16 protein-coding genes are annotated in these 19,664 nt (G+C 34.4%); 11 read left to right on the top strand and 5 right to left on the bottom strand.

Going from position 1 to position 19,664, the window contains the following annotated elements:
- The first annotated feature begins 80 nt into the window (after positions 1-80).
- The 4 genes from xylB (at position 81) to Q5Y73_RS19435 (ending at position 4,504) form a co-directional block, all read left to right on the top strand.
- Positions 81-1,577, top strand: coding sequence for a xylulokinase (gene xylB, locus Q5Y73_RS19450; protein WP_305993587.1), 1,497 nt, complete (start codon positions 81-83; stop codon positions 1,575-1,577).
- Between the two features lie 129 nt (positions 1,578-1,706).
- Positions 1,707-3,059, top strand: a complete 1,353-nt coding sequence (locus Q5Y73_RS19445) for a glucose-6-phosphate isomerase (RefSeq protein ID WP_305993586.1) — start codon at positions 1,707-1,709, stop codon at positions 3,057-3,059.
- Positions 3,060-3,216: 157 nt separating this feature from the next.
- Positions 3,217-3,852: a YigZ family protein gene (locus Q5Y73_RS19440; RefSeq protein WP_305993585.1), complete on the top strand. Its 636-nt coding sequence runs from the start codon at positions 3,217-3,219 to the stop codon at positions 3,850-3,852.
- A 118-nt stretch (positions 3,853-3,970) separates the two neighbouring features.
- Complete coding sequence (locus tag Q5Y73_RS19435; protein WP_305993584.1) at positions 3,971-4,504, top strand: GNAT family N-acetyltransferase; 534 nt, start codon at positions 3,971-3,973, stop codon at positions 4,502-4,504.
- A 104-nt stretch (positions 4,505-4,608) separates the two neighbouring features.
- Here the strand turns inward: Q5Y73_RS19435 and Q5Y73_RS19430 are convergent, their stop codons facing one another.
- Complete coding sequence (locus tag Q5Y73_RS19430) at positions 4,609-4,788, bottom strand: helix-turn-helix domain-containing protein (protein ID WP_305993583.1); 180 nt, start codon at positions 4,786-4,788, stop codon at positions 4,609-4,611.
- A 264-nt stretch (positions 4,789-5,052) separates the two neighbouring features.
- Between Q5Y73_RS19430 and Q5Y73_RS19425 the strand changes: the two genes are divergently transcribed.
- Positions 5,053-6,216 (top strand): MFS transporter, encoded by a 1,164-nt coding sequence (locus Q5Y73_RS19425; protein ID WP_305993582.1) that lies wholly within the window; start codon positions 5,053-5,055, stop codon positions 6,214-6,216.
- 115 nt (positions 6,217-6,331) lie between these two features.
- On the opposite strand, the gene Q5Y73_RS19420 is transcribed toward Q5Y73_RS19425, so the two are convergent.
- The gene (locus tag Q5Y73_RS19420; RefSeq protein ID WP_371320241.1) at positions 6,332-6,742 is read right to left on the bottom strand and encodes a secondary thiamine-phosphate synthase enzyme YjbQ; all 411 of its coding nucleotides are present in this window, start codon (positions 6,740-6,742) and stop codon (positions 6,332-6,334) included.
- 370 nt (positions 6,743-7,112) lie between these two features.
- Here Q5Y73_RS19420 and Q5Y73_RS19415 point away from each other — a divergent pair, with 370 nt between their 5' ends.
- The 3 genes from Q5Y73_RS19415 to Q5Y73_RS19405 all read left to right on the top strand — a co-directional run bounded on the left by Q5Y73_RS19415 (position 7,113) and on the right by Q5Y73_RS19405 (position 13,445).
- Complete coding sequence (locus tag Q5Y73_RS19415) at positions 7,113-10,802, top strand: glycosyl hydrolase (protein WP_371320240.1); 3,690 nt, start codon at positions 7,113-7,115, stop codon at positions 10,800-10,802.
- A gap of 309 nt (positions 10,803-11,111) precedes the next feature.
- A complete protein-coding gene (locus Q5Y73_RS19410; protein WP_305993580.1) occupies positions 11,112-11,744 on the top strand; it encodes a hypothetical protein in 633 nt (210 codons plus the stop codon).
- 345 nt (positions 11,745-12,089) lie between these two features.
- Complete coding sequence (locus Q5Y73_RS19405) at positions 12,090-13,445, top strand: M1 family metallopeptidase (RefSeq protein WP_305993579.1); 1,356 nt, start codon at positions 12,090-12,092, stop codon at positions 13,443-13,445.
- 86 nt (positions 13,446-13,531) lie between these two features.
- Here the strand turns inward: Q5Y73_RS19405 and Q5Y73_RS19400 are convergent, their stop codons facing one another.
- Positions 13,532-13,705, bottom strand: coding sequence for a hypothetical protein (locus tag Q5Y73_RS19400; protein ID WP_305993578.1), 174 nt, complete (start codon positions 13,703-13,705; stop codon positions 13,532-13,534).
- A 198-nt stretch (positions 13,706-13,903) separates the two neighbouring features.
- Between Q5Y73_RS19400 and Q5Y73_RS19395 the strand changes: the two genes are divergently transcribed.
- Both Q5Y73_RS19395 and Q5Y73_RS19390 read left to right on the top strand, forming a co-directional pair.
- A complete protein-coding gene (locus Q5Y73_RS19395; RefSeq protein WP_305993577.1) occupies positions 13,904-14,446 on the top strand; it encodes a TetR/AcrR family transcriptional regulator in 543 nt (180 codons plus the stop codon).
- Positions 14,447-14,451: 5 nt separating this feature from the next.
- Positions 14,452-14,820, top strand: coding sequence for a hypothetical protein (locus tag Q5Y73_RS19390; protein WP_305993576.1), 369 nt, complete (start codon positions 14,452-14,454; stop codon positions 14,818-14,820).
- 224 nt (positions 14,821-15,044) lie between these two features.
- On the opposite strand, the gene Q5Y73_RS19385 is transcribed toward Q5Y73_RS19390, so the two are convergent.
- Positions 15,045-16,199, bottom strand: coding sequence for an ArsR/SmtB family transcription factor (locus tag Q5Y73_RS19385; protein WP_305993575.1), 1,155 nt, complete (start codon positions 16,197-16,199; stop codon positions 15,045-15,047).
- A gap of 417 nt (positions 16,200-16,616) precedes the next feature.
- Here Q5Y73_RS19385 and Q5Y73_RS19380 point away from each other — a divergent pair, with 417 nt between their 5' ends.
- Entirely contained in the window at positions 16,617-17,855 is a 1,239-nt protein-coding gene (locus Q5Y73_RS19380) for an MFS transporter (RefSeq protein WP_305993574.1), read from the top strand.
- Positions 17,856-17,944: 89 nt separating this feature from the next.
- Here Q5Y73_RS19380 and rlmD read toward each other — a convergent pair whose 3' ends face one another.
- Entirely contained in the window at positions 17,945-19,345 is a 1,401-nt protein-coding gene (gene rlmD, locus Q5Y73_RS19375) for a 23S rRNA (uracil(1939)-C(5))-methyltransferase RlmD (RefSeq protein WP_305993573.1), read from the bottom strand.
- Positions 19,346-19,664: the final 319 nt, after the last annotated feature.

The raw sequence follows: 19,664 nt of genomic DNA, 5'->3' as shown, positions 1-19,664 counted from the left end.
CCATTACCCAATGGAGTATATCAAGTACACTTTTTGTGTTATTGAGCTTTTTACTTTTTAGAGGTAAAGGGGGATAACTGATGAAGTATGTGATTGGAGTTGACTTAGGTACTAGTGCAGTAAAAGTTTTACTTGCGAATCAAAAAGGTGAGGTTTGCGCAGAGAGAGCACAGGACTATCCGCTTATACAAGAAAAATCAGGTTATAGTGAGCAAAATCCTGAGGAATGGGTAGTACAAACGATTCTAGCTTTAAAGGAGCTAGTAGGCACAGCAAAAGTAAATACAAACGATATTGAAGGGATCAGCTTTTCAGGTCAAATGCATGGCTTAGTTTTATTAGATGAAGGGCATCAAGTCATCCGAAATGCGATCCTTTGGAATGATACTCGAACTACTGAACAATGTGATGAGATAAAAAGTGAATTAGGAGAATCTTTATTAAAAATCACCAAAAATCCAGCTTTGGAAGGTTTCACGCTGCCTAAAATTTTATGGGTAAAAGAAAATGAACCTGAATTATATCATAAAGCTAGTGTGTTTTTATTGCCTAAAGATTATTTGAGATATCGTTTAACTGGACAAATTCATATGGATTATTCCGATGCCGCAGGAACTTTATTATTGGATGTTGTGAATAAAGAGTGGAGTAAAGAGATTTGTGAGTTATTTCAAATAGATGATGATTTATGTCCTCAACTAGTAGAATCTCATGCCTTTGTTGGTAATTTACTACCTGAAATTGCAGAGCAAACTGGACTGAATCCACTTACGAAAATATTTGCTGGTGGGGCAGATAATGCTTGTGGAGCAATAGGGGCGGGAATATTAACTTCTGGTGTAGGTTTGTGCAGTATTGGAACCTCTGGGGTCATTTTATCTTATGAAGAAGATCATAGCAAGGATTTTGAAGGTAAGGTACACTTTTTTAATCATGGAAAACAAAATGCATATTATGTTATGGGGGTTACTCTCTCAGCAGGACATAGCTTAAGTTGGTTTAAAGATACGTTTGCCACAGCAGATAGCTTTGAAGAAATAGTAGAAAAAGTGAATGAAGTACCAATTGGTGCTAAAGGCATGTTGTTTACACCTTATTTGGTTGGTGAACGTACTCCTCATGCAGATGCAGTCATTAGAGCAAGTTTTATCGGTATGGACAGCTCACATGAAAGGGATGATTTTGTTCGTTCAGTGATGGAAGGGATTACTTTTTCCTTAAATGAATCACTAGTAATGTTTAGAGATGCAGGGATCAACATTGATCAAATGATTTCCATTGGTGGTGGAGCGAAAAATGACACTTGGCTTCAAATGCAAGCAGACATATTTAATGCCGAAATCCTTAAACTAGATAATGAGCAAGGTCCTGGTATGGGGGCAGCAATGTTGGCTGCACTTGGCTGTGGATGGTTCACTTCACTTGAGGAATGCTCAAAACAGTTTATCCAAATAACAAAAAGCTTTCAACCAATTCAAGATCATGTAGAAAAATACGAGCAGCTCTATTCAGTATATAAAGATGTATATCTTCAAACAAAAGGGTTAAATGAAAAGCTCAAGGCATTTCGAGATTAGTTGAATATTCACTTCACTTTATTGGTGTATACTCTTGCAATAAGTTGCGTATTTAAAGTATGCTTAAAGGTAGTAAATAGAGAGAAGCTAAATTAAAAAAAAGCTAAAAATAAGTAGGAGGAGAAGACTTTGAAAAAGTTTCAATTTGATTACAGTAACGCACAACCATACTTGCAACAACATGAAGTCGATTATTTAGAAAACGCAGTGCAACTTGCACACAATCAGCTGCATGAAAAAACAGGTGCTGGATCTGATTACTTAGGTTGGGTTGATTTACCAACCAATTATGATAAAGAAGAATTTTCACGAATTGGGAAAGCGGCAGCAAAAATTCAGTCCGATTCTGAAGTGCTTGTAGTGATTGGTATTGGTGGTTCTTACCTAGGTGCTAGAGCCGCTATTGAAATGTTATCACATAGCTTTTATAACAACCTGACAAAAGAAGCGCGTAAAACACCAGAGGTTTATTTTGCAGGAAACAATATTAGTTCTACATATATTACTCACTTATTGGAGCTCATTGGAGATCGTGATTTTTCAGTTAATGTTATTTCTAAATCAGGAACAACAACAGAACCAGCGATCGCATTCCGTATTTTTAGAGAAGTGTTAGAAAATAAATATGGTAAAGAAGAAGCACGTAAACGTATTTATGCAACAACGGATCAAGCTAAAGGTGCTTTGAATAAACTGTCTACTGAAGAAGGTTATGAAACGTTTGTTATTCCTGATGATGTAGGTGGAAGATATTCTGTATTAACTGCTGTAGGTTTACTACCAATTGCTACGGCTGGTATTGATATCGATGCCATGATGAAAGGTGCAGCAGATGCTCAGCAGGAATTCAGCAATCCAAATTTAAAGGAAAACTTAAGCTACCAATATGCGGCTGTTAGAAATGCTTTATATCGCAAAGGAAAAGCAATTGAAATTTTAGTGAATTACGAGCCATCATTACATTATGTTTCTGAATGGTGGAAACAGCTATATGGGGAGAGTGAAGGAAAAGACCACAAAGGAATTTATCCTGCATCCGTAGATTTTTCTGCTGATCTTCACTCCATGGGCCAATTTATTCAAGAAGGAACTAGAAACCTTTTTGAAACTGTGATTCAAGTAGAGAAGCCAACTGCTGAAATTGAAATCAAATCAGATAAAGACAACTTGGACGGTTTGAACTTCTTAACTGGTAAAACAATTGATTTTGTAAATAAAAAAGCGTTCCAAGGGACGATGCTTGCTCATACAGATGGTGGAGTGCCTAACTTAATCGTAACGATTCCTGAAATTTCACCTTATTGGTTTGGATACCTTGCATATTTCTTTGAAAAAGCATGCGGAATCAGTGGATATCTAATGGGTGTAAATCCATTTGATCAGCCGGGTGTGGAAGCATATAAGAAAAATATGTTTGCCCTATTAGGGAAACCTGGATTTGAAAAAGAAAAAGAAGAATTAGAATCTCGTTTATCTGAGTAATTCGTTCATAAATATTATAGAAAATCCAATAAAAGCAGTTCACGCATGTGGACTGCTTTTTACACAGCATAATTTATCCTCTATAGAATGATTCACTTTTATTTGATTCCACATGTTAAAGAATTTGGTTAGACGAGTTCACTTGGAGGTTGTGTACATGGAATTAGATTCATTTAAAACATTAAATCAATCCGGAGAAGCAGAGGTTGTCATCAAAAAATCAAGATTTATTGGTCATGCGAAACCTGTTACATCTGAGGATGAAGCGCTTGAGTTTATAGCCAAGATAAGAAAAGACCATTCTGCTGCCACGCACAACTGTTTTGCTTATATGGTTGGTGAGAGAGATCAATTTCAAAAGCAATCAGATGATGGGGAACCTAGTGGTACGGCCGGTAAACCCATTTTAGAAGTGATCAAAAACCAAGGTTTGAAAAATGTTGCAGTAGTCGTGACACGATATTATGGAGGTATCATGCTGGGTGCAGGCGGTCTTATTCGTGCTTATACAGAAGGAGCAGTTGTAGGGATTGAAGCGGCACAGCTTATTTATAAAAAACTTCATCAAGAAGTCAGCGTTGAGGTTGATTATACTTGGCATGGGAAAGTTGAAAATGAACTTAGAAATCGGGATGTGATGATAGATGATATTTTATTTTCGGATAAAGTCACCCTTGTTTGTTTACCACTTGCTGCTGAAGCGGAAAAGTTCATTGAGAATATGGTTGATTTTACGCAAGGACAAGGCAAAGTAACACAAGGTGAAACACGTTATATTGATCATGTGATATAATGAAAGGAAATTTTTAAAAGGCAGGGATTTTTATGTAATCGCTTATCGAAACCGTTCGCCCCCAAGAACATTCCAAGATTCTAACATGATTTTTTAAAAAATGGAGGCGAATTATAAAATGAGTTTTAATATTTGGGAAGGTAAAGTCGTTAAATTAAGACCAATTGAAACATCAGATTGGGAGGAATTCCATAAAGATGGTTTGGATTCTGAAATCGCAAGATTAAATGATACAATCTATGGTCCAAGGACCCAAGAAGGGACTAGGAAATGGACTGAAGATGAGTCTAATAAAGGTTGGGATGGACATCATTTTAGACTTGCTATAGAAAATCATGATGGTGATTTAGTAGGTAGTATTAATACATTCGATTGTGATTCACGTAACGGAACATTTTATTACGGAGTTAGTATTTTTAGGGAGTATTGGAAAAAAGGATATGCTAGTGATGCGGTTAAGATCATATTGCGATATTTTTTTGATGAGCTTCGCTATCAAAAAGCCAATGCCCTAGTTTATAATTTTAATGAAGGCTCCATTCACCTGCATAACCATTTAGGATTTACTAAAGAGGGATGTTTACGCAACATGGTTTATACAAATGGAGAATATCACGATATTTTGACAAAAGAAGAGTTTCAATCATTTTGAATGAAATCATCTTGATTTCAAAATAGGGGGAAATGAGGTCTTATTCATCATTTTCCTCTATTTCTTCCTCGAGCCTGACTCTAAAAGCTGGTTTCTTTATATTTTTAAATTTGCTTTTTCCTCTCCACAACTTCTAATACGGCTTCATCACTTAAATGAAATTTCTTCGCAATTTTACCAATAGGCTGACCATTATTATACATTCTTATTATTTTTTTCTGATATTCTTCTCTTATCATCACTTCCATATAATGATTTACACAATGATGAATTTTCTTTTTCACTATAAACACCCTTTCAAGTTTACTTGTGAATAAGCTAGTTTCGCAAACTTTGCTTGTAAAAATAAAGAATACGGTTACTATTACTCTTTATATCATAATGCAATAAGCTCACAAAAGTGAAGTAATATCTCAGATGGAAGGACTCGACGACATCTCTGTAAGACTCTAATAAGATTTTTGCGCTCAAATCTTTTTACTTTTTTCATAAAAAACAATTATAATAGTTAGGGACAAATACTACTTAACATAAAAGAGGACTTACTAATGAACTTTCGTTTTTGGATACTTATAGGCATTGTTGCTATATCAGGTTTTAATCAAGGATTACTCCTTCCTTTAATTGCTATTATATTTGAGAATGACGGTGTTGCCTCTTCAGTTAATGGACTGAATGCAGCTGCATTGTATATAGGTATTTTATTTATAACACCATTTATGGAGCCTCCATTAAGGAAGTACGGGTATAAACCCATCATTATTTTTGGAGGAGCACTTATTATCTTATCCTTAGTTTTATTTCCTCTTTGGAAATCATTTTGGTTTTGGTTTGTATTACGTTTTTTCATTGGGATCGGTGATCATGCATTGCATTTTTCTACTCAAACATGGATTACGACAACATCTGAATCAAACAAAAGAGGGCGGAATATCTCATTATATGGGTTATCTTTTGGTATAGGTTTGGCAGCGGGACCTTTATTAACACCACTTGTTGAAATTAATGAAGCACTACCCTTTATGCTGTCGTCTCTATTATGCTTTATAGCATGGATATTTATATTCGCCTTAAAAAATGATTATCCAGAGCAAACAAGCGATTATTCTGATTCATTTAAAGAAATGCTCAAACGATTTTCAAAAGCATGGAAATATGGTTGGGTTGCGATTCTGCCTCCACTTGGATACGGATTTTTAGAGGCATCATTAAATGGAAGTTTCCCTGTGTATGGGTTGCGAATTGGCTTTAATGTAGAGAATATTTCCTTTTTACTATTTGCATTTGCTTTGGGAGCGATTGTATTTCAGCTGCCTTTAGGAATGATAAGCGACAAATATGGTAGAAGAAATGTGCTGATTGCAATTCTTTCGATTGGGATGATTAGTTTTTCAGTCGCTAGTTTAATAGAGAATTCTTTCTCAGCTCTATCGATTTGTTTATTTATAGCGGGAATGGTAGTTGGTTCAACCTTCTCACTAGGAATTAGTTATATGACAGATTTACTGCCTAAAAATTTGTTGCCTGCGGGCAATTTGCTTTGTGGAGTAGCTTATAGCGTTGGAAGTTTAATTGGACCTTACTTTGGTGGAGTGTTCATTCAATATTTTAAATCTATTAGTTTCTTTCATATCGTGGCTTTTGTCTTACTGTTATTATTAATAGCAGTTGCTTCTTTTAGGCAAGAGGCAGTTCAAAAAGGACATGTTTAAGGTTTAAAGTCCTATTCAAAACATTCCTATTGCCATCACTTTCCGAGAGAGTTTATATATCTGCCCAATAATATTAGTAATATTTAATAATAAGCAGTCGTGTTATAACGACTGCTTATTGGTGTATAAACTTAACTATACAGGTTCGGTGTCTAGGTCCATCAAATTCACAGAAGTAGATTCCTTGCCACTGACCTAATAGTAACCGATTATTTTCAACAATCACGGTTTGAGATGAACCGGTTGTGATGGTTTTTAAATGAGCAGCAGTATTTCCTTCCATGTGGCGATATTTTTCATGCTCCCATGGATATACTTCATCTAGCGCCATAAGCACATCATGTTTCACATCTGGGTCTGCATTTTCATTAATAGTGATGCCGGCTGTAGTATGGGGAGAGTAGATGATGCATATTCCATTATCCATCTTATCTTCATTAAGCTTTTGTTGAACTTGGGAAGTGATATCAATCATTTGATCTCTTGTATTCGTTTTGATTGATAGAGTGTAACTCAAGTCGCACATCTCCTTTTAGCAGTTATTTAGATATCATTTTCTATTGTAATAAAAATAAGCCTATTATGATACATACTCATTGTTAAATTGTTATGAAGTTAATTATTGATCATGATCATCACACATTAGCAAATATTATAAAATATTTCATTTTTTATGCATATTTTTCATATCCACTCACTATAAGTTACTGTATAACATATAAAATCTAACATACTTTGCAAGCGACGATCTCAAAAATATAGTGCTGAGTGTTCTAATAATAGAGAAACCTGCTAAATTACTTAACAGGAAGAGGTGATTTACTTAAAATAATACTGAAATCGATTTCATTGTTTGGTATGTATGTCTTATACTTATATTTTTGGGAGGTATACTTTTGAAAAAATTTAGTTTAATTTTATTGTCACTAGCTTTAATTTTGGTTGTTTTCCCTCTAACATCATTAGGTTTTAATGGAGAAGTGAATGTAGGGCAGGGGAGTTATTCAGAAACCCTTCCACCAGGAGCAACCAACATACAATCTGCAATCTATAGAACATCAAACGTAACGGGGCCAATGCCTACAAATGATTGGTGGAGTTCAACCGCTTTTCAAGCATATTCTGAAAGACAATACCCTCACCCTCTTGCAGTTTGGAACAGATCAAACGGTATTAGGATCTTTAATCCCTCTCCTGAAATTGAAGGCTTGAATGGATTTATTAAAGGCTGGATGGGAGAAACAGATGGTAATGATTTTACAGTTGGGCATAGCAATGTAGGTTCATTTCCAGATACTAAAGTAGATGGTTATAGTGATTGGTTTGTTACAAATTTATTTGCAAGTGGTTCAAACAGTATGGAAGTATCATATGGTCATGGCTCACCATATGTTTATTTTACTTACTCTGGAGGAAATCCAAGATTAACCTTCCCAGGAACTCCAACGGTATGGTCTGGAGATGCAAACAGTCCAGTTTTAGGAATTACGATGAATAATAGACATTATGCATTGTTTGGTCCATCCGGCTCTACTTGGTCAGGGATTGGCAGCTCAACATTAACGAACAACTTAAATGGAAGCGATTACTTTTCTGTTGCTGCCCTTCCGGATAATTCATCAGCGACATTGAACAAATTTACACAATATGCTTATTCTCATGTTACAGATACATTCGTTTCTTGGTCCTACAATGAAAATACAAGTCAGGTCACCACCACGTATACTTACACAACAAATCAGAAAGAAGGAAATCAAACTGGAACGATCTTTGCGTTATATCCTCATCAATGGAAAAATACAGCGAAATCACTTTTAAATTACACTTATGATTCAGTTCGTGGAGAGATGAAGGTAGCGGAGGGGAGTTCATTCCAAACGAATATGGCGTTTACGGGTGTGATACCTGCTATTCCTGATTTAGGAACTTATGATAAGTCCGTATTAGCAGGATATGTTGATGAAGCTGAAGGCGAGGTGTACTCTGGACTTATTGATACTTACTGGATTGGTAAACGATTGGGTAAGATTACAACATTAGCGACTATAGCGGATCAAGTAGGCGATGGAAATGCAGCCAACCAATTTAGAAATGAGATTAAATCAAGGTTGGAAGATTGGTTTAAAGCTAGTGAATCTAATGGGAACTTAGGGAGTACTGAAGTATTTTATTATAACGACAATTGGGGCACAATGTTTGGTTATCCAGATAGCTATGGATCTGTCACTGATTTAAATGATCATCATTTCCATTACGGGTATTTTATTCGTTCTGCTGCTGAAATTGCTCGAGTTGATTCAAATTGGGCTTCATCTTCAAATTGGGGAGGTATGGTTGATTTATTAATTCGAGATATCGCGAGTGATAATCGCAACGATAATATGTTTCCTTTTCTTAGAAATTTTGATATCTACGCAGGTCATTCATGGGCTTCAGGTAACGCTAACTTCGGAGACGGCAATAATAATGAATCTTCATCAGAAGGGATGAATGCTTGGACAGGTATGATTCTTTGGGGTGAAGCGACAGGGGATACTTCACTTCGAGATCTTGGTATCTATTTATATACAACCGAAATGAATGCCATTAACGAATATTGGTTTGATGTTTCTGGTCAAAATCATCATGCAGGTTTTAATCGGGAAACTGCGAGTATGTTATGGGGTGGTAAAACTGTTGGTGATGGTGTTTGGTGGACAGGAAATCCTGAAGAGATTCATGGCATCAATTGGCTTCCTTTCCAGTCTGGTTCCTTATATTTGACTCAATTTCCTGCCTATACGGAATTGAATTATAATGCATTGATTAATGAAAATGGGGGTACGAATTGGGATTCTTGGGAAGATCTCATATGGATGTATCGAGCGATAGAAGATCCTGCGGATGCGATAAGTCAATACAATGCAAGAGCAAATGTATTCTCACCTGAGGAAGGCAATTCCAAAGCCAATACGTATCATTGGATTCATGTCTTAAATGCAATAGGAACAGTAGACACATCGATTACAGCAGATTATCCTTTATATGCAGTCTTTAAAAAAGGAAATACAAATACTTATATTGCGTACAATATGTCAAATAGTGTGAAGACCGTAAACTTCTCCGATGGTACTTCCATTGTAGTTCAGCCGAATAGTTTTAATACTGGAAACGGGCAGGCGGATACATCTCCTCCAAGTGAACCAACGAATGTAGCTGTAACAGGCACCACTTCAAGTAGTATCAGTTTATCGTGGAATGCATCAACTGATAATGTAGGAGTTACAAGTTATGAAGTTTACCGTAATAGCAACTTGGCTGGAACTACAAATTCAACATCTTTCACCGATAGTGGCTTAACTGCAAATACAACATACACTTATACTATTGTCGCAAAGGACGGCGCTGGGAATGCATCTACTTCTAGCAGTTCAGTGCAAGGAACAACGGATCAATCTAATGATCAGTCACCCCCTAGTCAACCTAGTAACGTATCAGTAACAGGGGCGACTTCAAATAGTATCAGTTTATCATGGAATGCATCGACAGATAATGTAGGTGTTACAGAATATGAAGTATATCGAGATGGGGCTTTAACTGGAACAACAACTGCCACAAATTATACCGACAATGGTTTATCAGCAAATATAACATATAGTTATACTATAGTAGCTAAGGATGCTGCAGGAAATTCGTCAATTGCAAGTAGCGCTGTTCAAGGGACCACCACTGATGCTGGCTCTGGAAACGTCATTGTTGAAAATGATTATACAATAGAAATGGTAGAATCAAGTTCCACTGATGCTTTATTTAAATTCACACCTACATCTGGAACCTCCAGTTTTGTTGATTTCCATTATAAAGTCAACAATAGCGGACAAATCAATGTAGGGACAGTAAATAATGGAGGAATTTGGGAGTATACAATTACTGGCCTTAATCAAGGAGATGTCATTGACTTCTGGTACACTTATACAATTGGTACGCCAGCTTATAATTCACCCGATTATCAATTTACATTTGGTGGATCAGGAGGAGGTGGTCAGCCGGATACAACTTCACCAACAGCACCGTCACTTAATGCATCAGGTCAAACAGAAACAACTGTGGATCTGTCCTGGTCAGGTTCAACGGATGATGTAGGTGTAACAGGATATAAAATATATCGTGATGGATCTGAGATAGGAACCACATCATCAACATCTTTTCAAGATACGGGTCTTAGTTCCTCTACTACCTATAGTTATACTGTGAGAGCTCTGGACGCTGCTGGAAATGAGTCGAATTCAAGTAATACAGTTACAGTTACTACAGACGCTCCAACAGGAAATACGATTATAGTCGCAGATGATTATACGATTGAAATAGAAAAGTTGAATCCAACCAAAGCCTTGTTTAAATTCACTCCAAATGTGAGTTCAACTTTTGTAGACTTACATTACACAGTGGATACTGGAGGTCAACTAAATGTAGCTGCTACAAATAATGGCGGGACATGGGAGTACACAGTCAAGAACTTAGATGATGGAAGTCACGTTGAATTTTTCTATACATTTACAATTGGAACCCCGGCGCATGACACACCTCCATATGGATATGATCATTAGAATGAAGATTAATACTTAAGTTATTAAGTGAAAAGAGGGGAGGATTTATAATCCTTCTCTCTTTTTGTGTAAAGAAAGTTTGATATGATCACCTAAATGATACATTATTAAGAAGAATTTATAATTATAAGGAAATAAAAGATAAATAAAGGAAAATAGTTGAAAAACAGGAATGTATACGCTTCACTCAGTTAATACAGCAGAAAACTAAGTTTTACTATATTTATACATGTGAACTATAATTACATTGGAAATAACAAGAAAGTACTGGCCAGCTTTCAAATATTAAAAATTACTAGGAGGATTCACATGTTTACTTCTTTATTTAAGAAAAAAATGATTTTATTGTTTGCTGTAATGATGATAGTTGCTAGTATTTCACCTTCCTTTGCTAATGAAAGTTCTGAGTTAGAAGCACCTACTAATTTGTATGCGAGTGTATCTACAGATTTAGAATATTCTAAAGTTGTTTTAAACTGGGATTATTCAGATTTATCTAATATCGATCATTTTAAAGTTTATTCAAGTGTTGATCCTAATGCAATCAAATTGCATGCTGCTTATCCAACAACTACAGAATTTATTGATCCTCAAGGGGTATATGCAAATACAACTCGTTATTATTATGTGACAGCAGTAGATGTAAATGGAAATGAATCTGAGCCTTCTAATATTGCAACATTTAACGCTGGAGATTATACAAATATAGGTTACTATATTGGCTGGAGCAAAGTAGATCCAAATGCAGGAGCATATTGGGTAACTCAAGGTTTTCAAGCTGATTATGTAATTATGCACTATACTAAAGATGGAGTTCAGCAAAATGTAAAAATGTCTGATATAGGCGGTGGTTCTTGGATGCTTCCTTTTAGTGACATTCGTGAATTATCTGACATCAGTTTTACATGGCACTATTTAGGATTCCAGTACGATAGTGAATAGTTTGTAATAACAGTATAAAGTACATAGAAAAGGATTGGGATGGATGGTTCTCGATCCTTTTTTTGCTCCCTTAAATATCCTCACTTTTTAACTTCACATAACAAATTGAATAAATCCAAAAAGAGAATCTATTAGAAAATATTGACTATTCTTTCTTTGTTTATAGTATAATTATACAAGAAAAAAATTCCATATCATTTTAACTGTTAAATTAAATAAGACACAGCTGTAGTCTATCAGTGGTAGGATAGTGTTTAAAATTATCTCAATGGAAGGGGATAAGACCATGGAAAATGCAATTATACTAATCCTAGTTACTAAAATATTTGAGGGAGAGTAAAAAATATGCAGAAACATTTTAAATATGGATTTATAATCATTGGTATATTTCTATTTATTGGTATATTCATGATTTTTTTAAACGATTCACCAGAATCAACCAGCTACAGCATAGATCTTGAGCTTGATGAACAGGGAACCTTTCATGTGAAGGCTGAAATAGCTGTTACTAACAACTCAGAAGAAGCTTGGACAGATATTGGATTTTACTTTGTTCCGAATGCATTAACTGAAAAATATAAACCAGATTTCATGGTAGATTCAGCGGAGTTAAAAATTAATAAGATAACTGTTAATGACAAAGAACAGCCCTATTCATTAAATAATAACATCATGCTTGTTTCATTAGATAAAGATTTAAAAACAAAACAAACTTCAAAGGTGATGGTAGATTACACATTAAACTTGCCAATTAAAGGGAATCGATTGTCAAAATTTTTTGGGAATTATTATCTAGCACAATGGTATCCAATGCTAGGGGATTATAACAGCGGATGGGTCATTTATGATTACGATGCGCGTGGAGAATCATATTTTACTGGTTATGGCGATTACGAGATAAGTTATATGCTTCCTAAGGAATATTTTGTAGCTAGCTCAGGGAAAGATGGAGAGATTTTGCCTTCTCAATCAGGAATAATAAAGGGAGATAAGATTAAAGATTTTTATTTAGCTTTATTAGATCCATTAGAATGGGAAAGCCAAACAGAAGTTGTTCAAGATACTGAACTACGAGTGTTTATGCCTGCAGGGAAAGAGGATATGTTAGTTAACACTAGCAGAGAAGCAAAGAATATATTCAAGTTTTTTGAAGAAAGAATTGGTGATAATCCAAATGCTGAAATAGATTTGGTTGGAAATAACGGCAATATGGAATATCCGAATGTAATGGAGATTTCCGATAACGAAGAAATTTACGAGCATATACTAACGCATGAGTTAGCACACCAGTGGTTTTATTATTTAGTTTCAAATGATCCTTATAGTGAAGCTTGGTTAGACGAAGGTATTGCAGAGTTTGCAGCGAGCCTTTATCTGACAGAGAAGTATAATGAACAGGTTGGTTTTGAATTTGCGAATCGTTTGGATAATATGAGAGAGCCAGATGACATCGTAAATAAACAACTTCATGAATTTGAAAATTATATTACAACTGTTTATAGCAGGGCGCCAATGAAATTATGGTCTTATTTTAGAGAGCTTGGTGGTACCGAGGAAGCATTAAACTTTTTATCAGCATATTATAATGATAATCAATATAAGGTGGTTGATTCCGAAGTGTTTATTGATTACTTTAATGAATATTTTGAACAAGATCATAGTTCATTTTTTGAAGAGTGGATTGATCTCAACGTTCAATAGGTATGAAAAAATCCCCAATATGATGATGTATTGGGGATTAATGTTTTATAAACTACTTTCATTGTTGAACACTTATATTCATTTCTTTACTGCACGCCTGCTCTTTCCATTGCTTGATCCCAGTTTGGAAAGTAGTAGAGTGCATTTTTCATTAAATCTGGATGCGCTTTTTTAACACTTTTTTTAGCTAATGTTTCTCCGTTATTATGTAATTCCACAATTTGAGTAAGCACCTCTTCAGGACTCATATTTGTATCCAATACATCTTTCACATCCTTTTTTTAAAAAATTAAATGTTATATTACCTATCATTTCTAAAATAGAAATGATTTATTCATTTTTCTGGTTTATAAATCTTGCAGAAATAAAATGGACAACATAAATTCAAACGGTGTTTGAATTTATGTTGGAATAATAGTATAATGAACACAAATCCATTATTTGTTAAGGGTGAGTTGATGAAAACTAAGGATAAAATATTGAGTTATACTAAGCAGCTCATATTAGAAAATGGAGTAGATGCTGTATCTGGAAGGAAGTTATGTGATGATCTCGGCATTAATATAAGTTCGATCAGTTATCACTTTGGATCTAAAGATAATCTAATTCAAATCGCTTTAATAGAGCTGACCGATGAGGAAATTTCATTTAGCAACATTCTGTATGAGGATATATTATCACTAGATGAAAGGTTGTATTCCTTTTTCAAAAAACTATTTGTAACACTAACGAGAAGACCAGAACTAGCACATCAACTTATCGTAGGTAAATCAAAGTATACAAGGGACAACGCGTTGTCTAATGAGTTGTTGCTTTATATTCATTCTCAGTTGGAATCTATAAATATTTTTTTATCCCCAGAAGAAATACGTTTAAGAATATATCAAATCATTTCTTCCATTGCTTTTTCTGCAGAATCAGGTGTATTCAATCATGCTGCCGAGGAAACACAAGCACATTATATTGAAACGTTGGTGGATCAACTATTATTAAAGGAGTGAGTGAAATGCAAGAAATAGAGTTATTATTTGGCGCACTTATATTCATAATCGGTGTATCTCATGTATGTTTGGCTAAGGAATGGGCTGAGTTATTTAAAGACTTGCAAAAATATTCTTATGCTGCTCCAATGATTGGTTTATTAACGATCGTTTCAGGTCTTCCTATTGTATTGTTTCATAATGTTTGGGTTATTGATCTATCTGTTATTACTACAATAGTTGGGTGGTTCTGGACGCTGAAATCTATCAAATATTTAGTGGTTCCAAATAGCTATAAGTATAAATATAACGAGAACTCATATAAATCTTTCATTGTTGTAGGAGTTGGAATGGTGATTGTAGGTGGACTAATGATTGTTGGTTATTTTTGTTGATTTCATATCTAGTTCACAATTCCGTCTTTCACGATATATTCATTGCTCCAAGCTTTTTCTTTATCATATTGATCAAAATGTACAATATCATCTAAATCTCTCGTGTATTTTCATGTCTTCAGGTCTTATATTGACGATCTCTTGTTGGAATGGCGTAATTAAAGTGGATTGGTAGTTATTAAACAAAAACCATGAAATTATCCTGAAATTTCATGGTTCATGGATTATTTAGCAATGATATTTAAAAAATCCATTACTTTTCGCAGACTTGTTTTATTTATAGAATAAAATTTTGTATTCCCTTCTTGTCGTATGGAAATTAAATTTGATTCTTGGAGTTGTCTCAAATGGCGTGAAACCATACTTTGGTTCATACTAAGAGCTTTTACAATTTGTTGAGCAAATAATTCTCTGTTTTGAGATAATAATAATAAAATTTGTAACCTAGTTTTATCCCCAAGCCCCTCAAAAGCTGGATAAGCATCTACCAGAATTTTATTTTCGCTTTTTTGATTATGATTTGATCTTGTTTTTATTTCACTTAAAGTTTCTAGAGGTTCAAACAGAACATACAGTGTATTATTTTCATTAAATAGGGAAAGTGATCTTTCCAAATTTAAAGTAGGTATGAATATGATTTTTTGTGCTCGATTGATCATTGAAATATCAGTTGTATCTGGAAATAGATTTGTAATTGAATAAATAGCATCTTCATTTTTTTTGAATTTTCGAGATATATCAGTTGAATCTAAATTTGTGATGAGCTCTTTACTTTTATTCCAAAATTCCTCGAATCCATTATTCCAACTCCCCTCAAATAGTTCAATGCATTTTTCCTGTATTAACTTAGGGTTTTTGAAGAAAACGATGTGCTTTTCTACATCTTCAACGGACCAGCTCTCTAATACGGCTTTAAGAGCAGTATTGTTAGTATTAGTATCTTCTTCTTCAATATTTAGCTTAGAGCGATTTAACCCTTTCAATCTTTTCTCAACTTTAGGTATGGGTGCTAGATTTTCATAATAATAATTTAAATTCTCTTGTATTCCATAAGTGATAAGCTTTGTGATTTCATCAAGAGTTAAATCTCTCCACCAATTGATAAACTCATTCCAATCAGAATGGTTCTCGGAAGCTTTCATCATGTAAAATTCTCTTAGTATGGCTCCATGTGCAAAGACAGTCCTTAATAGTTCTAGGTTTTGTTTAACTTTGTTAGGGAGCTTCTTTGAAAAATCCTGTACCCATTCTGACATCACTGCTAAATCATGAATGGCATAATCCACTAAGAAGATATTAGTTATGAAATTCACTCCAAAAGAAGTTTGGATATCTAACTTTGTATTTGGGTAAGTCCGAGTAATATATTCACGGCTCATTTATATTTCCTCCATTTTTTATATGTAAATATTTAATATTTACATATTAAATATTTGGATATATACTGATTATACAAGAAATTAATACAACTTTCAAACAACTTATCAAATTCATTTAGGAGTGATATATATGTTAACTATTCAAAAAGCAACAGAAAACCATGTTCAAGGGATTGGGAAGAAGAGAAGGGATCGGTTCAAAGATTTTAAATGTTTTGTCAGAAGAACAAAGAAAACTAGGGGCTAAGGTACAGTGGGTGTCTGTAGCCAAAGATAAATAAAAAGGGATTCCTTTTTATTTAGCAAAAGGATTTATAGAGCAATCAACGATGGAATCTTATGCAAATCATACAGATGAGAATTATCAAAGTCTTCGATATAAAAGAATAATATAGAAGAAGTGGGGGAGAAGGTTATATGTATAAACAGGTTCTTTCAAATAAAAACTTTTTATATTACTTAGTCGGTGGCAGTGTTTCCAGACTTGGAGATATCTTAACTGGTTTAGCTTTTCTATTTGTGGCCTATGATTTAACTGGCTCTAAATTACACACTACAGGTGTTGTTATAGCAGAAACCTTACCTTACTTATTTTTTGGATTATTGGGGGGTGTCATTGCTGATTGGGTGAATAAAAAAAGGCTGATGATCTTTATTGACATAATCAGAGTTCCATTAATTTTATCAACAGTGGTTTTATTTCATTTTGATTTCCTAAATTATACTTATCTTCTGCTGATCAGTTTTGCTGTACAAACTTTAGGTTGTTTTTTTAATCCAAGTTTTCGTGCGATGCTTCCAATAATTATTACTTCCTCGGAGCAAAGAAATATTGCCAACAGTTTGTATGATTCTTTGACCAGAGGGATTACTGTGCTAAGCCCGATCATTACGGTCCTCCTTATTCAAACTGTAGGTGAGATTCACTTTTTTACGCTGGATGCATTCACTTATGTTATCAGTGTGATTGCCATTTCAATGATTACGGTGAAAACAAAACAAATGAATACAGATGATAAAAAAGACTTGAAAAATGCTTTTCGATCATTGATTGAATTTGCCCAGTGGGTGAAGAAGCAGCATACAGTTCGCTCCTTATTTTTATTAACCTTTGTTATGGTTTTTTTAAATACTTGGTTGTGGGAAGTTGGTTTATTATTGTCCCTGTTGGATATGTCAGATGAGGGGAAATCTTTGTTCAGCATCTTACAAGGGGGATATGGGGCTGTTGTCATTATCACTAACTTATTGATTCCATTGATATGGAAAAAGCTATCCTTAAAGACATATTTAATAGGTTCAATAATTTGGGGTATAGGTCTAGTTTTCCTAGGTTTTGCGATGAACATTCCAATGTATTTTGTTGGAGCTGCCGTTGTCGGAATAGGTATTCCTATCACAGGTTTAACCCGTGTTTACATTATTCAAAACTACATTCCAGAAGACATGCATGGGAAGGGGTTTAGCTTAAATGCTGTATTATTATACCTGGCAGATACAATATCCCTCATCATTTTTGGTGTTCTATCTACGTTTGTATCGTTAAATTTATTATTTGTAGTGAATGGGTTCGCAATCGTTGTAATAGTAGGAGTGATTTTTATCATCAGATATAGGGTTTACAAACCAGAAAAGAAACATAGAATGACTCATTAGAATGCAGAAAGAGTTAATTGTAAAAAAAGCATAAAGAAAGACCATGAAGCTAATTTCCTCGTCTTCATGATCTTTCATATAGTTAAAATTTATTTTTTGATAAACACAGCTACACTTTCAATTTGTGATGTGTTCGGAAACATATCTACTGGCTGAATCCATTTTAAATGATATCCATTTCTTAAAAGGTATGAGCTGTCTTTAGCTAAAGTTGATGGGTTGCAAGAAACATAAATGAATTTTTTTGTCTTCGCTCTTACAACTGCTTGCAGTAGTTTATAGTCACATCCAGTACGAGGTGGATCAACTACAATGACATCAGGACGGAAACCTTGATTCATCCACTTTGGCAGTAAGTTTTCAGACTTTCCTACATAAAATTGTGCGTTGTTAATTCCACTTAGTTTTGCATTTTTTTTAGCATCATTGATGGCTTCAGGAATTTCTTCAATGCCGCGAACTTCTTTCACATAAGGAGCCAACCATAAGCTGATTGTTCCTGTTCCACAATAAGCATCTACAATTTTTTCATGCCCTCTAATATCAGCTGCTTTTTTCACTGTGTTGTATAGATTAATGGTTTGATCAGGATTCAACTGGAAAAAGGCTCTTGGTGATAATGAGAAGTTGACATTCCCTAATGATTCTTTAATTTGTCTTCTTCCCCAAAGGATATTTGTCTTTTTACCAAAAACAATGGATGTCTTTTCAGCGTTAATATTTTGAGCAATTGTAGACACCTCTGGTATATTTTCACGAATTAAATCAATAAGCTGATCCAACTTAGGGACTTGTTCTTTTGCTGTGACCAAAGTTAATTGATTTTCATTAGATTTAAAGCCAGTGCGTACTACGATTGTTTTTAAGATTCCTTTATTATTTTTTTCATCATATATAGGAATGCGCAGCTCTTGCACTATTTTTTTCGTTTCTTCAATAATATGATTGATTGTTGGGTGATGAATAGGACATCCAGAGATATCCACTAATTTGTGAGATCTTGTTGAATAAAGCCCTGTTTGTACCGATCCTTTATGAAAACCTACTTGATATTGAGCTTTATTTCGGTATCCCCAAGGATCATCCATGCCGATCACGGGTCTAATATTAATTTTTGTTTTGTCTGTATAGCGGTTAAAAGATTCACGTATAATGTCCTCTTTTACACGTAATTGCTCCTTGTAATCCAAATGCTGTAGCTGACAGCCTCCACACACGTCATAAACAGAGCAATGTGGTTTCACACGATGAGGTGATTCTTGCTCGATTTCTACTAGATCAGCTCTGATAAAATTCGGTTGTATATGAACTACTTCTGCTTTTACAACCTCATCGGGAAGAGCCCCTTCAATAAATACGGCTTTTCTTTTGTAATATCCAACGCCTTCACCGTTAATGCCGATTCGTTTTATAGTAATAACTAGCAGCTCGCCTGTTTTCAATTCTTGAGCTGCAGAGGTTGTAATGTAATTTTTCTTTTTCTTTTCCATGATATTTCGCTCCGTTTTACACTTTATTTGAAATTGAATTGTATTCAATTAATGATTCTGTTTTACATCATAACAGTGATAGGGAGGAAAAACAATGGAAGGAGGTAAGGGTTGGATAAGGGATATATTAAATATTTATTTTTATCCATTTTCCACCCATTCGTGGTAAGTCTCAACACTTAACCCTCTGATTATATCTTTTTTAATGTTTGTTTGAATTCTGTCTAATTATTTGTGCTTTTTAATGCTGAAGAAGAGTTTAATAATGTTATAGGTAAATGAAATAATCTTTATAGATACTATATATTTTAACTATTGG

It is taken from the genome of Chengkuizengella axinellae (assembly GCF_030730905.1).
Classification (GTDB): Bacteria; Bacillota; Bacilli; order Paenibacillales; family KCTC-33759; genus Chengkuizengella; species Chengkuizengella axinellae.
This window is presented reverse-complemented; position numbering and strand designations above follow the sequence as displayed.

Coding starts and splice junctions, on each gene's coding strand:
- xylB (WP_305993587.1), top strand. CDS start 81: ATGAAGTATGTGATTGGAGTTGACTTAGGTACTAGTGCAGTAAAAGTT.
- Q5Y73_RS19440 (WP_305993585.1), top strand. CDS start 3,217: ATGGAATTAGATTCATTTAAAACATTAAATCAATCCGGAGAAGCAGAG.
- Q5Y73_RS19435 (WP_305993584.1), top strand. CDS start 3,971: ATGAGTTTTAATATTTGGGAAGGTAAAGTCGTTAAATTAAGACCAATT.
- Q5Y73_RS19425 (WP_305993582.1), top strand. CDS start 5,053: ATGAACTTTCGTTTTTGGATACTTATAGGCATTGTTGCTATATCAGGT.
- Q5Y73_RS19420 (WP_371320241.1), bottom strand. CDS start 6,742: ATGTGCGACTTGAGTTACACTCTATCAATCAAAACGAATACAAGAGAT.
- Q5Y73_RS19410 (WP_305993580.1), top strand. CDS start 11,112: ATGTTTACTTCTTTATTTAAGAAAAAAATGATTTTATTGTTTGCTGTA.
- Q5Y73_RS19405 (WP_305993579.1), top strand. CDS start 12,090: ATGCAGAAACATTTTAAATATGGATTTATAATCATTGGTATATTTCTA.
- Q5Y73_RS19395 (WP_305993577.1), top strand. CDS start 13,904: ATGAAAACTAAGGATAAAATATTGAGTTATACTAAGCAGCTCATATTA.
- Q5Y73_RS19390 (WP_305993576.1), top strand. CDS start 14,452: ATGCAAGAAATAGAGTTATTATTTGGCGCACTTATATTCATAATCGGT.
- Q5Y73_RS19385 (WP_305993575.1), bottom strand. CDS start 16,199: ATGAGCCGTGAATATATTACTCGGACTTACCCAAATACAAAGTTAGAT.
- Q5Y73_RS19380 (WP_305993574.1), top strand. CDS start 16,617: ATGTATAAACAGGTTCTTTCAAATAAAAACTTTTTATATTACTTAGTC.
- rlmD (WP_305993573.1), bottom strand. CDS start 19,345: ATGGAAAAGAAAAAGAAAAATTACATTACAACCTCTGCAGCTCAAGAA.